General features: G+C 66.0%; 13 protein-coding genes and 1 pseudogene. 7 read left to right on the top strand and 7 right to left on the bottom strand.

Features of this window, described 5'->3' with window-relative positions; genetic code table 11:
* Positions 1-466: thiolase C-terminal domain-containing protein (locus tag ABEA93_RS41615; RefSeq protein WP_425585271.1), on the top strand; the 466-nt coding region annotated here is incomplete at its 5' end.
* A 107-nt stretch (positions 467-573) separates the two neighbouring features.
* Here ABEA93_RS41615 and ABEA93_RS41610 read toward each other — a convergent pair.
* The 3 genes from ABEA93_RS41610 to ABEA93_RS41600 form a co-directional block, all read right to left on the bottom strand.
* On the bottom strand, positions 574-1,077 hold the full coding sequence (locus ABEA93_RS41610; RefSeq protein ID WP_345681225.1) for a pyridoxamine 5'-phosphate oxidase family protein: 504 nt from the start codon (positions 1,075-1,077) through the stop codon (positions 574-576).
* Positions 1,078-1,091: 14 nt separating this feature from the next.
* The gene (locus tag ABEA93_RS41605; protein ID WP_345681224.1) at positions 1,092-2,702 is read right to left on the bottom strand and encodes an acyl-CoA synthetase; all 1,611 of its coding nucleotides are present in this window, start codon (positions 2,700-2,702) and stop codon (positions 1,092-1,094) included.
* 68 nt (positions 2,703-2,770) lie between these two features.
* Positions 2,771-3,550, bottom strand: a complete 780-nt coding sequence (locus ABEA93_RS41600) for an SDR family NAD(P)-dependent oxidoreductase (protein WP_345681223.1) — start codon at positions 3,548-3,550, stop codon at positions 2,771-2,773.
* A 436-nt stretch (positions 3,551-3,986) separates the two neighbouring features.
* Here ABEA93_RS41600 and ABEA93_RS41595 point away from each other — a divergent pair, with 436 nt between their 5' ends.
* Entirely contained in the window at positions 3,987-5,003 is a 1,017-nt protein-coding gene (locus tag ABEA93_RS41595) for an LLM class F420-dependent oxidoreductase (protein ID WP_345681222.1), read from the top strand.
* Between the two features lie 209 nt (positions 5,004-5,212).
* A complete protein-coding gene (locus ABEA93_RS41590) occupies positions 5,213-6,658 on the top strand; it encodes an ABC transporter substrate-binding protein (RefSeq protein ID WP_345681221.1) in 1,446 nt (481 codons plus the stop codon).
* Positions 6,659-6,699: 41 nt separating this feature from the next.
* Here ABEA93_RS41590 and ABEA93_RS41585 read toward each other — a convergent pair whose 3' ends face one another.
* Entirely contained in the window at positions 6,700-7,344 is a 645-nt protein-coding gene (locus tag ABEA93_RS41585) for a TetR/AcrR family transcriptional regulator (protein ID WP_345681220.1), read from the bottom strand.
* A gap of 108 nt (positions 7,345-7,452) precedes the next feature.
* A complete protein-coding gene (locus ABEA93_RS41580; RefSeq protein ID WP_345681219.1) occupies positions 7,453-8,253 on the bottom strand; it encodes an enoyl-CoA hydratase/isomerase family protein in 801 nt (266 codons plus the stop codon).
* A gap of 380 nt (positions 8,254-8,633) precedes the next feature.
* Between ABEA93_RS41580 and ABEA93_RS41575 the strand changes: the two genes are divergently transcribed.
* Positions 8,634-9,788 (top strand): phosphotransferase family protein, encoded by a 1,155-nt coding sequence (locus ABEA93_RS41575; RefSeq protein ID WP_345681218.1) that lies wholly within the window; start codon positions 8,634-8,636, stop codon positions 9,786-9,788.
* The gene (locus ABEA93_RS41570) at positions 9,785-10,936 is read left to right on the top strand and encodes an Rv3169 family protein (RefSeq protein WP_345681217.1); all 1,152 of its coding nucleotides are present in this window, start codon (positions 9,785-9,787) and stop codon (positions 10,934-10,936) included. The genes ABEA93_RS41575 and ABEA93_RS41570 overlap by 4 nt, the downstream gene beginning before the upstream one ends.
* A 104-nt stretch (positions 10,937-11,040) precedes the next feature.
* Here the strand turns inward: ABEA93_RS41570 and ABEA93_RS41565 are convergent, their stop codons facing one another.
* Positions 11,041-11,478 carry a nuclear transport factor 2 family protein gene (locus ABEA93_RS41565; RefSeq protein ID WP_345681216.1) on the bottom strand — a complete coding sequence of 146 codons (438 nt, stop codon included), beginning with the start codon at positions 11,476-11,478 and terminating at the stop codon, positions 11,041-11,043.
* Positions 11,475-12,473 (bottom strand): LLM class flavin-dependent oxidoreductase, encoded by a 999-nt coding sequence (locus tag ABEA93_RS41560; protein WP_345681215.1) that lies wholly within the window; start codon positions 12,471-12,473, stop codon positions 11,475-11,477. The genes ABEA93_RS41565 and ABEA93_RS41560 overlap by 4 nt, the downstream gene beginning before the upstream one ends.
* Positions 12,474-12,715: 242 nt before the next feature.
* Here ABEA93_RS41560 and ABEA93_RS41555 point away from each other — a divergent pair, with 242 nt between their 5' ends.
* Complete coding sequence (locus ABEA93_RS41555; RefSeq protein ID WP_345681214.1) at positions 12,716-13,918, top strand: amidohydrolase family protein; 1,203 nt, start codon at positions 12,716-12,718, stop codon at positions 13,916-13,918.
* Between the two features lie 202 nt (positions 13,919-14,120).
* Positions 14,121-14,343 (top strand): annotated as a pseudogene (locus ABEA93_RS41550) (LLM class flavin-dependent oxidoreductase); the annotation flags it as partial.

The raw sequence follows: 14,343 nt of genomic DNA, 5'->3' as shown, positions 1-14,343 counted from the left end.
CGAACGGGCGGTGAAGATCTCCGCGTCGGTCATGACGTCGGACCCGTACGTGCCGGGCGGCCTCGTGCAGCCGGACGTGTCGACGTGCACCCGCAACGCCGCCGCGGCGGCGTACGAGAAGGCCGGCATCGGCCCGGACGACCTGGACCTCGTCGAGCTGCACGACTGCTTCGCGACGGCCGAACTCCTGCACTACGACAACCTGATGCTGTGCGAGCCGGGCGGCGCCGCGGACTTCCTCGACTCCGGCGCGCCGTGGCGGGACGGGCGGCTGCCGGTCAACGTCTCCGGCGGACTCCAGTCCAAGGGCCACCCGATCGGCGCGACCGGCATCGCCAACGTCTACGAAGTCGCCACCCACCTGCGCGGCGAAGCCGGCGACCGGCAGATCGCCGGCGCCCGGGTCGGCCTCACCCACGTCATCGGGCTGGGCTCGACCGCGGCCGTGCACATCCTGCAGAAGTAACGCCGACGGGCCAAATCGCTCCTGGCCCTACCGGACAGATGCGCGCGGGTTGCCAAGACAAACACAGAGGCCGTACCGGGTTGACCGGTACGGCCTCTGTGTTGCGATCAAGCCACTGGCGTGCGTGACGGCTTCAGGCCCAGCTTCCGGTGGTCCCAACTGACGATCCGGGTAGGGATGACCTTGACCACGACGCGCTTATTGAGCATCGCCTCCACCGCAGGACGCATGGCTTCCGTGTACGGCGCATTATAGCGGCTGAAGACGCTCACGCCCAGTTCCCACATCCTCTCCTGGTCTGCGACGATCTCGGCTTTCCCGATAATCGAAACCCCGCGGAGTTCCTCATAGGAATGCCCATCCTCGACCAGCAGGGTGATGTTCGGATTACGACGCAGATTGAGAACCTTCTGAGCCTTGGCCTTGCTCTCCAAGCCAACGGCACCTTCGAGAAATCCATACCACATGCCAACCGAGTGAATACTCCCGTCGGCGTTGATCGTCGACATCGTCATGGAGTGCCGTTCGGCCAGAAACATCTCGATTTCCTCCGGCGTCATCCTCACCGCGGCACGCTGCTTGACCCCGTGACCTATGTAATCGTTCACCACACCCGCCTCTTCGTTCAGACAGCCTGCGCCGCTACGGCCTCGGCCCACTTGTAGTCAGCTTTTCCTACATTGGTGCGGCCAATTTCTTCAGTGAGGACAACCGCGCGTGGGACCTTGTAGCCGGCCAGCAACGTTCGGCAGTGATCCGCGAGTTCGTCATAGGTCGGCTTCCAGCCGGATCGGGCGGCGACAACCGCAACCACCCGGGATCCCCAACGCTGATCCGGCACACCGACAACAACGCAGTCAAATACCGCAGGGTGAGCCTTGAGCGCGGCTTCCACCTCCTCAGGGTAGATCTTCTCCCCCCCGGAGTTGATGCACACGGAACCGCGACCCAGCATGACGATTGTGCCGTCCGCCTCCAAGGTCCCGAAGTCGCCCGGCACGACGTACCGCACACCGTTGACCACCGGAAAGGTCTCCGCCGTCTTGGCTTCGTCCTTCCAATAGCCCAGCGGGATATGTCCGGACCGCGCGATCTTCCCCACCACTCCGGAACCCGGCCGGACGGGATTCATGGATTCGAGATCAAGTACGGTCACCTGCGGCCCCATGGAGAAGCGCGGGGCGACACCGTCGGCGCCTACTGCAGCCTTTTCCACTGCACTTCCCCCCGCACCCAGTTCAGAGCTTCCATAGCCGTCCCTGATGAGCACGTGGGGTACGGCAGCGACGATCTCGGCGCGGACGGCGTCCGAGAGAATGGCGCCGCCAGAGCCGACCACGCGCAGTTGGCTCAGGTCGTAGCGACCGGACTTCGCCGCCTCGGCGAGTGGGCGCCCCATGGCATCGCCGACGATCGTGAGTGACGAGACACCTTCGCGCTCGGTAATGCCGAGGAGTTCGTCGGCGTCGTAGGTTCGTGAGGTGTTGAGTACCACCCGGTAACCCGCGAGCAGTCCGCCCATCGCGAACCATTGGCCGGCGCCGTGCATGAGCGGAGCGGTCGGCATGAAGGTGAGCCGAACCTCCAGCGCGGCGTTCCGTGCGATTGATTCAGGGATGGTGATCGGATTACCGGACCACTCCCCGCCCCCAAACGCGCCGAAGAAAATGTCCTCGTGGCGCCAGATGGTGCCCTTGGGCATGCCGGTGGTGCCGCCTGTGTAGACGATGTAGCGATCATCGGCACTACGTGGCCCAAAGCCTCGGCTTGGCGAAGCTTCGGCGAGTGCGCTCTCGTATTCGACGGCGTCGTCCAGGTCCGTTCCCTGGGCCGTGCCGTCGGCGATCGACACGTAGGTGGTTATGGCGGGGAACTTTGCAGCAAGCGGACGAAGTCGCTCGGCGTAGCCGCGTTCATAAATCATCGCGACCAGGTCTGCGTCGCCGAGGAGATAGTCCAACTCACCTGCGACGTAACGGTAGTTGATGTTGATCGGTACTGCCCGAATCTTCCATGCCGCAAGGAGCGCCTCGACGTATTCGACCCGGGTGAAGCTGTAGATGCCCACATGGTCGCCTGCCCCGACCCCTCGGTCCAAGAGGTGATGGGCGAGCCGGTTGGCACGTTCGTCCAGTTCGCAATATGTACGCCGTTCCCGGCCGGCGACGAGCACCTCGGCGTCGCCTCCTGCATCCGCAAGCAGTTCCCACAGGTCGGCGAGATTGAAATCGGCCATGTTCGACACCTCGGATCTGATCGTATGGACGGTGCGGCGGATTTCGGCGTGCCGGCCACGCCACCCGCTCAGTGCACCGTGAGCCCGCCGTCGGCACTGAGGACTTGGCCGGTGATGTAGCTTCCGGCATCCGAGGCCAGGAGCAGGGCTGGGCCGACCATCTCGTCGGGTTCGGCCATACGTCGCATCGGTGACGAGTGCGCCATGGAGGTGACCCGTTCAGGTGTGTTCGCACGGACCATGTCGGTGTCGACGGTGCCCGGTGCGAGCGCGTTGACCCGGATGTTCTCGGCGGCCAATGAGCCGGCCGCGGCCCTGGTGAAGGCGAGAAGGCCGCCCTTGCCGATCGCGTAGATCGAGGTGCCTTCGGAGCGCAGGAACACCCCGGCGCTCAGGACGTTGATGACGGACGCGCCGAAGATGCTGCGGCGCAGATGCGGGAGCGCGTACTGGGTGAGGAAGACTGGCCCGCGAAGGTTCACGTCGAGCGACTTCGCCCACGCCTCGGCGGTGTATTCGCCGACGGGCTGCGCAAGGGCGTTCGCCGCGTTGTTGACGACGATGTCCAGGTCACCGAAGTGGGCGACCGTCCGGTCGACCAGGCGCTCCAGGGCATCGAGTTCACCGAGGTGGGTCGGCACGGCGAGCGCGGTGCCACCCGCGGCTTCGATCTCTTCGACGGCAGCAGCGCATGCCTCCGGCTTTCGGCTGGCGATGACGACCTTGGCGCCGTGCGCGGCGAAGCCCTTGGCGATGGCGAGGCCGATGCCCCGGCTCCCGCCGGTCACGATCGCGACGCGGTCGGACATGTCGAACAACCCGGACGGCTTGGGTGGACGGGCGGTCATCGGAAACCTCCACAGGTGCGAGATGTCGCCCACTCGACGGTGGACGGGACGCCGGATCAGGGCGACGGCGAAACGAACGATGCATGCCACTCATACATGCATTGATGCATGACTTCAATGGGAGGCGGAGCGTCGCACCACGCCTGAAGTAGTCCACCCCGCCGAGCACGAGCCGAATCCGCTGTCGAGCTTGTAGTCATGCATAGATGCATGTATGACTTTATCCAGTAGTGCAACCCCGTCCACAAGGCGCCCGCGGCGGAAGACGCCTCTCAGGGTTGATGGGAAGAGGTCCCCGGACACCGTTTCGACGCCGGCCTCGCCGGGGTTCCCGCTCTCGAAGGACCGGGCGCGCGACGCGCCGCCAGCGACGATCGGACGAACACCCGCCGACCGCTGCGGCCTTCTGTGACAAACACCATGTGAGGAGCAACCGATGAGGCTCGGCCTGACCTTCGGCTACTGGCGCCGCGGCCCCGCGTCGGGCGTTGTGGAGCTCGCGCAGGAGGCGGAACGTCTTGGCTTCGACTCGGTGTGGACCGCCGAGTCGTGGGGCTCGGACGCGTTTACCCCGCTGACCTGGATCGCGGCCGCTACCTCGCGGATCGGACTCGGTACGGCGGTCACGCAAATGTCCGCGCGCACGCCCACCGTCACGGCGATGCATGCCTTGACGCTTGATCACCTGTCCAACGGCCGCGTCATCCTCGGTCTGGGCATGTCCGGACCGCAGGTTGTCGAGGGCTGGTACGGGCGGCCGTTCCCGGGAAGTCCGCTCACCTTCACCCGCGAATATGTGGATGTCATACGCCAAGTCCTGCGTCGACAAGGCCCTGTGGAGCTCGACGGCCGCTACGTGCAGGTTCCGTACCGGGGTGACGACGGAACGGGCCTGGGCAAGGCGCTCAAGTCGATCACTCACCCACGTCGTCCCGGCCTTCCGCTCTTCCTGGGCGCGGCCGGCCCGAAGAACGTCCGTTTGACCACGCAGATCGCGGACGGGTGGCTGCCACTGCATTGGTCGCCTTACAACCTCGGCGCATACGGCGACGCGTTGCACGACAAGCCGGACGACTTCCGCGTCGCTCCCATGGTCCAGGTCGTGGTGGACGACGACCTGGAGCGCGCGATGCTGCCGGTCAAGGCCTCCCTCGCCTTCTACGTCGGGGGCATGGGCGCCAAAGACCGCAACTTCCATGCCGACCTCATGCGACGCTTCGGCTACCCGGACGCCGCTGCCCGCATCCAGGCACTCTTCGCAGCCGGGGACCGCGACGAAGCCATTGCCGCGGTCCCCAGCGAACTCGTTGACGAGATCGCCCTCGTCGGCCCCGCCGCCCGCATCCGCGAACGCTTCGCGGTGTGGCGCGACGACCCGCACGTCACCGACATGATCATCGGCTCCAAGAACCCGACCACACTGAAGCTGATGGCGGACTTGGCCCGCACCTGAATGTCTCACCCCATGAGTGACGAGTAACAGACCCCTTCAGCAAAGGCGTACCCATGCCTCTTCCAGCTCGTCGTCCCGCTGCTCGACGCTCCTTCGCCGCCATCGCAGTGGCATCGGCACTCACCCTGACCGCTTGCGCGGGCGGCCAGGGCAAATCGCACACCAACGGTGGCGCCGCCTCCTCCGCGTCCCCCCGGCCGGGCGGATCCTTGACCATCAGCGTGGTCAGCGATCTGAACACCGCCGACCCCTTCGGCGCCGCCGGCAACCAGGCAATCGACAGCACTCGGATGAACGCGCTCTACGACTCACTCCTGTGGAGTGAGCCCGGCACCGGCAAGGCGATCCCCCAGATCGCTGTGTCGCTGGTCCCGGACCCGGGCGCCGCCGGCTGGACCCTGAAGCTCAGACCGGGCGTCACGTTCACCGACGGCACGCCCTACGACGCCGCAGCCGTCAAGTGGACCTGGGATGAGCACAAGAACCCCGAACGACGATCGCTCGCCGCCGGGGCCGCGCAGGCAATCCGCGCCACGACAGTTGTGGACCCGACCACCCTCAAGGTCGACCTCGTCGCCCCCAACGCGCAATTCGACCGGGTCGTCGCTACCTCCCTCTCGTTCATCCCGTCGCCGACGGCATTCCGAAAGGATCCGCAGGCGTTCAAGACACATCCTGTCGGCGCCGGCCCGTTCACGCTCACGGACTGGACCCGAGGGAGCGCAATGACGGTGCAGAAGAACCCGAAGTACTGGCAGGGCCCGGAACACCCCTATCTGGACAAAATCACCTTCCAGCTCATCGGCGACAGCGAGCAGAGTCTGAACGCCGCCGCCTCCGGTCAGGTCGATGCCAAGGTCAGCGTCAGCGCAGTGGACGGCGCCAAAGCCCGCGCCAAGGGGCTGAACGTCGTTCAGGTCAGCGGCATAACCGGCGAATCCATCATGTTCAACAACGCCAAGCCGCCTTTCGACGACGTACGTGCACGTAGAGCTGTTGCGTTGGCCCTCAACCCCGAGGACATCAACAAGGTAGCGTTCGGCGGTCAAGGGACGGCGGCGAGGGGCATGTTCCCCGACGGCAGCGCCCTGGTTGCACCAGGCGTGAACACCAACCCTCCGGGCGACCGCACCGAGGCACAACGTCTCCTCGACGAACTCGCCGCCGAGGGCAAGCCCTTGGATTTTGCGTTCACCATCCCGCAGAATCCGCAGGCAAATCGTACCGCCGAGTACATCCAGACCCAGTTGTCGACACTGAAGAACATCTCGGTGCGACTGGAGCCGCTTCAGGTGGCTGCATTCGTCACGGCCATCCGCACGAACCGAACGTTCCAGGCCTCACTTCAGAACTGGCTGCTGTCGGACCCGGAGCCATCGATGTACGCGTACTTGCAGTCCACCAGCGTATCCAACTATCTCGGCTACAAGAACCCGGCGGCGGACGCGGCTCTGGAGCGAGGCCGGATCGCCGCCGATCCCTTCCAGCGGCAAGCCGCTTACACGGACCTCGCCCGGCTCGTGCAAGCTGATGTCCCGGCATGGACATACCAACAGGGCTTCGTCACCGCGTACTTCCGAAACGGCGTGGCCGGGGTGCTGCTGACCAATGATGGCATGCTGATGACCGATCGAATCGGGCGTGCAGCGGGCTGACACAGGATGCGGCGCGACGGCCGGCTGGTCGCCGCGCCGCGTCATTTCCGGGATCGGCGACGTGTGCCTCCACCGCCGGCTTGGAGGCCGGCTGCGAACCTGTCGAGGAAGTACTCGAACGCGGCGTCGTCGTGCGCCGAGCCGATGCTGCGGGACTGAACCTCCAAAACGGCGAACCCGTGGATGGTGGCACGGAACGACAGGTGCGCCAGGCGCACCTCATCCTCGTCAAGGCCGTAGGAGCGCAAGACCGCACGGACGGCCTCGGCGGCGCGCTCACCCGCGGCTCTGTACTCCGGCGACGGTGGTGCGCTGCACTGCACCAGAAAACGATCGGGATAGTTGCGGACATAGTCGCGGTAGGCCTCCGCCAACGCCCGCAGCGCCTCATCGCCGGACCGGCCCAGGACAGCTGATCGCAGTTCCTCGCTCATCGCTCGCATGCCGTACAAGCCCACGGCACGCTGGATGGCGGCCAGGTTCTCCATGTGCGCATACAGCGCCGGCTGCGTCACCTCAAGTTTGCGGGCAAGGGCCTTGGTGGTCAGGGCCGCGGCACCTTCGGCATCAACGAGCTCGACGGCCGCCAGAGTAATCACGTCGGGGTCCAGCCCGGCACGGCGGCGCGGCCGTTTCGCAGGCGCCGACTCCGACGGCGGCGTCTCGGTCTGCGCAGTCCCAGCCATCAGCCGCTTCCCTGTCTGCCCGCGGCCGACCGGATTGCCTGCCGCACGCCCTCATCTTATAGGCGCTAAGTTGGGCACGGCTTCCGGCCGGCGGCGAGCTGTGGCCGGTCAGACTCCCCAGGTCGGCGGCCTCTTCTCGGCAAATGCCTTGGCTGCCTCGAGGACGTCGCCGCTGGTGGCGGCGAGGATCTGGGTTCGATTCTCCAGGTGCAGGGCATTGTCGAAGCTCGACGCATCCAGGTTCGCCCACATGACTTCCTTGGTCATGGTGACGCCGAACGGGCTGTAGGCGAGCAGCGTTCGTGCGGTATCCAATGCGGCGTCGAGCGCCTGGCCGTCGTCTACCACGCGCGCCACCAGTCCGATGCGCTCGGCTTCGGCCGCATCGAACTCGCGGGCAGTCAGGATGAGCTCGTGCGCTCGTGAACCCCCGATCAACCGCGGCAGCGTGTAGCTGATACCGATATCGCATCCGCCCACACCGACCTTGACGAACTGCACACACATCCGCGCCGAACGCGCCGCGATCCGAATGTCGCACGCGCACGCCAGCGCGAGGCCGCCGGCGAACGCCGGGCCGTTGATGGCGGCGATCGCCGGTTGAGGAATGCGACGCAGGTGCGGTCCCAAGTCGGCAATGTGTGCCTGAGAGCGCATACCTCCGGCCGGCGGCCTCAGCCCGGCCGATACCGAGGACGGGCCGATCGTCCGCAGATCCAGCCCCGAACAGAACCCGCGGCCCGCCCCGGTGAGGATCACGACGCGCACCGCGTTGTCGGCGCCGACCTCGTCCAACGCCGCATGCAGATCGTCCACGAGATCGAAGGACAAGGCATTCAGCCGCTCCGGCCGGTTCATGGTGAGCACTGCGATGCCGGCCTCTGGCCGGTTGATACGAATCAGCGACATCGACGCCCCTTCACTCAATACGCCCCGTGGCCGCGGTTATGGAGCTCCGCCTCCCGAGGAGGGTTGCTGCACGTCGATGCGAGTCGCAGCCCGACATGCGCCTACGTCACTCATACATGCATCACTACATGACATCAATGCGTTCACGCGCTCACCCCTCACTTCACGCACCTTGATGTCATGCATCAATGCATGTATGACTGGTCGCATGCCCTCATCTGTCGCCGGGGCCGCCCGCGGCGACGCCGACTCGCAGGGCGGCCTCGCCGACGAAACGGCTTCGACCGGCAACCACACGAGGAGGCCACGTTGTTCCTGTCATCGACCACACCGCGAAGCGTCGGTGCCGACTCCGACCGCGGCACCGAGGGGACGGCGTCATGAGCGACCTCCGCCCCCGGACCAGCACCCGCAATCTCGAAGCGCTGGGGAAGGTGCTGGCGCCTTGGCTCCGTGAGAAGCTGCGGGCCGACCGGTTGCCGACAGTCGCCGTCACCGGCGGGCCCACAGGCGCGGGGTTCTCCAGCGAGACCGTCCTGTTCGACGCCCAGTGGCATCGTGCTGGAGAAGCACACAGCGGCACATACGTGCTCCGCCTACCTCCGCCCGCAGACGCTTTCCCCCTCTTTCCCCGGTACGACCTGGCCCGGCAAGTCGCCGCGATGCGGCTGGTCGGTCAGCGAACTCGGGTACCAGTCCCCGACGTTCCCTGGTTCGAGGCCGATTCCTCGCTGCTCGGGTCACCCTTTTTCGTGATGGACCGGATCGACGGCGTCGCTGCCGCGGACATGCCGCCGTACGTGCTGGGCGGGTGGCTCGCCTCTGCGACGCCGGCGCAGCAGGCCACGGCCGAAGCCGGCGTCATCCGTGCCCTCGAAGGCATCCACGGGATGGAACTCATCGATCGGGCGGCCGCCTTCGGCTTTCTTGAATTCGATGCGCCCGGCGACACGCCCCTGAGACGCCACGTGGCCAACCAGCGCTCCTACTACGACTGGATCCGTGAGGGCCGGAAGTTCCCCTTGATCGAGGACATGTTCGACTTCCTTGCGGACACGTGGCCCGAGGTCGAGGGGCCCGCCGTGGTGAGCTGGGGTGACTCGCGCGTCGCCAATGTGTTGTTCCGCGGCTTCGACCCGGTCGCCGTCCTCGACTGGGAAGCCGTCGCCCTGGGTCCACGCGAACTCGACCTCGGTTGGCTGGTCTTCTTCCACGAGTACTTCCAGCGAATCGCGCGCCGGCTCGGCAAAACCGGCATGCCCGAATTCCTCGCAGCGGACCGGGTAATCGCGGCCTACACGGCGGCGACGGGCTATCAGCCGCAGAGATTCGACTGGTACTTGGCCTATGCCGCGCTCCGCCAAGCACTGACCTCTATCCGCGTGTCCTGCCGCGCAGTCCACTTCAACGAACGGGAGATGCCTGCGGACCCCCAAGACCTGATCATCGTCCGCAGCGAGCTCGAAGACATACTGGCCGGCCGGTTCCTCCCCAACTGGCAGCTGCCCCAAGCGAACCAAGGAGACCAACCGTGATCAACCCCATCGGCCCCCTGACCCCCGCGGACGAAGGGTTCTCCCACCAGATCACCGACACGTTCGCCGTCGTGGGGTCCAGTGATCCCTCCTGGACCGAAAAGGTCTGCGCCATGGCCGCGGCCCGCGACGGCAGTCTCCAACTCGGCTTCGGTCTGGGGAAGTACCCCAACCGCAATGTGATGGACGCTTACGCCGGGGTCTCCCGCGGCGTCGAACAGATCACCGTGCGCGCAAGTCGGGCGCTTGCGCCGAACCCCGAGGCGACCGTCCTCGGCCCGATACGCTACGAGATCCTGGAGCCGCTCAAATCGGTCCGATTCGTGCTGGAGGCCAACAACACCCAGCCGATAGCGTTCGACTGCCGTTTCGACGGCGCCTTCCCCCCGGCCTTCGAGGACCGGACGCACCTGCGCACCGGCTACCGCGTGCGCTCCGACCTGGTGCGGTACCACCAGATCGGACGCTGCTCCGGCTGGATCGAGGTCGACGGCGAACGCACGGAGATCACGCCGGACGCGTGGGTCTCCACACGAGACCACTCCTGGGGAGTCCGTGTCGGTGTCGGCCGCCCACCCGCCGACCTGGAACCCGCGGCCGAGATCGGCGCCTACCACTTCCTCTGGACGCCGAGCTACCTCGAACGCGCCGACGGGAGCGCATACGGCGTCTTCATGGTGATGAACCACTTCCGCCGCCCCAACCTGAACAGCAAGGCCACGTGGGGCACCATCGAGCATCCCGACGGCCGAGTGGAACAGATGACGGACATCGTGCCGGAACTGTCGTACGACCCGGTCAACCGGCGGCTGCTCGGCGGCCGCGTCCACTGCACCATGAGCGACGGATCCACCCGGACGATGACGGTCGAGGTCGTCTCCGACACCGGCTTCCACCTCGGCACCGGGCTCTACTTCGGATTCGACGGCCACCACCACGGCGAATGGCGCGGCCTCCTGCACGTCGACGGTGAACGGATCAAAGACTGCTCCACGCCGGAAAACGCTCGGAGGGTCCATCAGATCCGCGACACGGTCGTGCGAATCAGCGACCCGGTAGGCGGCGGCATTGGCTGGGGTAACTGGCAGCCGATGGCCACCGGCGAGCTCCCCGAGCTGGGTCTCACCGCGGAGACGTCGTTCGTCTGAACGTGGTTTGGGCGGCGCGTCGACGGGGTGCGGTTCGAAATCCCCAAACCCCACCCCGTCGTCCCTCCACGACCCCTTGGGCCTATCGGCGCTCCCGCGAACGATCAGCGCAGATCCGGCGGTGACTTCGGCGAGTCCATCTGAAATACCCGCCGATTGATTCGCCATCCCTCAGTCGTACGAATCGCCTGGTCGACGAACCGTCCGGACGTGTGGTGAACGCCCGTACGCTCGCCGGCGGCGGTATTGAACATGCCAAGCATGTAGTAATGCACAGCCGCGCCGCTCACGGTCGGCTCGATCCAAAGATTGGCGACGACGTGCCAGGTATATCCGGAGGACCAGTTGGCGGTTTCGCGGGCATGCTGCACCAGCGCGTCGATTCCGTCGTAGACGCCGATCCCCACGAGTTCGGTGACGACATCCGGGGTGAACAGGTCCGCCAGCGCGGCGTAGTCACCGTAGTCGGAGAAATGGCAGAACTTCGCCGGAAGTTCCGCCAGGTCCAGGCGGTCCGCGACCGACAGGAGCGAGGCTGTCACTGCTCCTCCCCGCCGCCGAGGCGCGGGAAGACCTTCGCTTCGAACAGACGCAGGCTCTCCCACGCCAGCTCCGGCGGGATGCCGCCCATCATGGGATGGAAGAGGGCGAAGCCATGAGTCCCGGCAGCCGCCAGCTCCGCGACGAAATCCTCCGGCGTGACCACACGGTATTGGCCGGACTCCCGAAGCTCTTCGGCATCGTGCGTGGTGAAGTAACCACCGATACCTTCGGTCCCGGCCGCCGCCATGTTGGTCCCGTAGGCGTTCGCTTCGTGCATCGCGAAGGGCAGGATTCGCGCCCAGTCGCGCTCCGGGTCGTCGGACAGGTGAACGAAGGCAGTACCCGTGCCGAAGTACGGTCCGGGATCCGGTTTTTCGAGCCCCACAAGTTCGTCACGGTAGAACTTCCAGATCTCCGGGTTCGACGGCATGAAGCCGTCGGCAATCCGTGCCGCGCGGCGTGCGGCGGCTTCCACGCTCCCGCCGAGCACGATGGGGGGACCGCTCTCCCGAAAGGGCGTAGGGGTGACTCGGACCCGCCGCCCGCGAAACTCGAAGGGCTTACCGGTCCAGGCGTCGCGCAGTGTTCGTACAGTCTCCGTGGTGAGCCGGACACGATCCTTGGTAACGACTCCCGCCATGTCGAACTCGGCCTGAACGTAACCGTTCACCAGAACAATACTCACGCGGCCACGGCTGATCAGGTCCACGACCGCGATCTCCTCGGCCAATCGCACCGGGTCGTGGAGCGGCGCAGGTATGGCAGAAATGCTGATGGCGATGTCCCGCGTGCGAGCGGCGACTGCCGCAGCCAACGGCAAGGGAGCCGGCAGATAGCCGTCATCGCTGCCATGGTGTTCCGACAGAACGATCGATGCAAACCCCAGACGGTCAGCCCATTCAGCCATGTCCAGCGCGGCGGTGAAGCGGTCCGCCATGGACGAACCTGCAAACGTCGGATTTCGGAAGTCGAACCGGAGAGCGAAGACGGCCATATACGGCGCCACTCCAATCTGCTGGCTTGGACAGAGCCGGGCTGCGATGCCCCTGGCGAACGGCACTGCGTGGCGCGCAGGCGGAGCTGCGGACCCGCGTCGGCGCCCAATCGTGTAGGTGCTACGCCAAATAGTCAACGGCCCGACCCGGGCCGGGCGAATCCGCCCAGCCGAAGCCATTGAGACCCCACCGAAATTAGCGTAGCTTCAACGCTTATTCCTGGTGGGCGAGAGGACACACCATGACTTCGTTCGTCTACGACGTGGACTCCCATTTCGAACCAGCTGCCGACTGGATGGACGGCTTCCCTGATCTCCGGGGTCGCGTGCCCGAGCTGCTGCCTCAGGACGAGCCGGAGTTCGAGCTCGCGACCGCCGAGCACTTCGCGTACTACACGTCTGAGGGCATCCGCCCGCTCGTGTCGCGCGAACAGCGGATGCCACTGGGCCGCTTGGTCACGCCGACACTGCAGGCGATGTACCCCCGAGGGGAAGGTGCCGCAACCCTCAACGGGCACAGCATGCACCCCCCACTCGCCCCGAAGGACAGGATCAACACCCTCGACTCCCAAGGGATCGCCGTCCAGAACCTCATATCCGGCACCGGCTACACGCTCATGTCATGCTTGCGCGACCCGGGCTTGGCGCGGGACGTGGCCTGGGCGTTGAACACCCATCTCAGCGACGAGCTGGCGGATCATCGTGATCGCCTCATGCCCGTGACGCTGACACACTTCGACGACCTGGACTGGATGGTCGCCGAGCTGGCGCGCATGCGGGCCCGAGGCAGCCGGGCGTTCCACGTCACCACCGAGTTCAGCAACGGCATCCCGCCATTCCACCCGGAGTTCGACAAAGTCTGGGCGGCTGCAACCCAACTGGGCATGGTGGCGGTGCTCCACGCGGGACAGTTGCCGCCGCGGTACCACCCGGCATACGCGAACACCGACGATCCGTCGCTGGTGACGCGGATGAGTACGTCGCAGTCGTTCCAGGCTGCGCAGGTGTACCTGAACGCCCTGGTCTTCGGCGGCGTATTCGAGCGCCACCCGAACCTGACGGTGCTCCTCCTCGAAACCGGCATCGGATGGGTCGAGTTCGCAGTCGAGAACATGGACGGCCGGGCCACGCCGGACGCCGCGTCACGGCTCGGTCCCTACCGCCTGCCGCTCAAACCCAGCGAGTACGTCAAGCGCAACGTACGGATCAGTCCGCTCCCTCAGGCGGCGCAGTCGCCGGTCCGGCTGTTCGAACGACTGCCCGGTGTCGCGGTGTTCTCGTCGGACATGCCGCATTTCGAGGGCAGCATCACGCCGGTCGACTTTTGGCGCGACGAGCTCGCGGACATCGACTCGGTGACCTGGGACAGGTTCGTCGGTGCGGGAATGGCCGAAGCGTACGCGCGCATGGGAGACCCGCTCCCTGTGCCGGACACACAAGCATGACAACCAGGCTCCTCGAACGTCCGGCCGGTGAGGCATCCTCCGCCCACCGGCCGGACCCGATGCGGTCGACACGCTCGTCGGGCTCTTGCGTCACAGCATGTTTCATGTAAGCGTTACGCAAATAGATTTCCCGACGCAGACCTACATGCCCCTTGCGGGTCGGCCTGTCGCAGGCGTCCTGAATGACCAAGGAGGACTCCCGGTGGAGTTCGGTATCTTCCTGAACGGTTTCACCCCGGGACCGGCCGCGCACGACCGCGCATCCGAGCACCTGTCCCTCATGCGCGAGCTGGAGCTCGTGATCAAGGCGGACAAGCACAACTGGAAGTACGCCTGGTTCGGCGAGCACCACGCGCTGACCGAGTACAGCCACCTGTCGGCCCCCGAGGTCGCGATGGGTTACGTCGCCGCCCGCACCGAGCGCA

Source organism: Yinghuangia aomiensis, from assembly GCF_039542225.1.
Lineage (GTDB): Bacteria > Actinomycetota > Actinomycetes > Streptomycetales > Streptomycetaceae > Yinghuangia > Yinghuangia aomiensis.
Note: the sequence above shows the minus strand (reverse complement) of the source record. Positions and strands in the feature narration are given on the sequence as shown.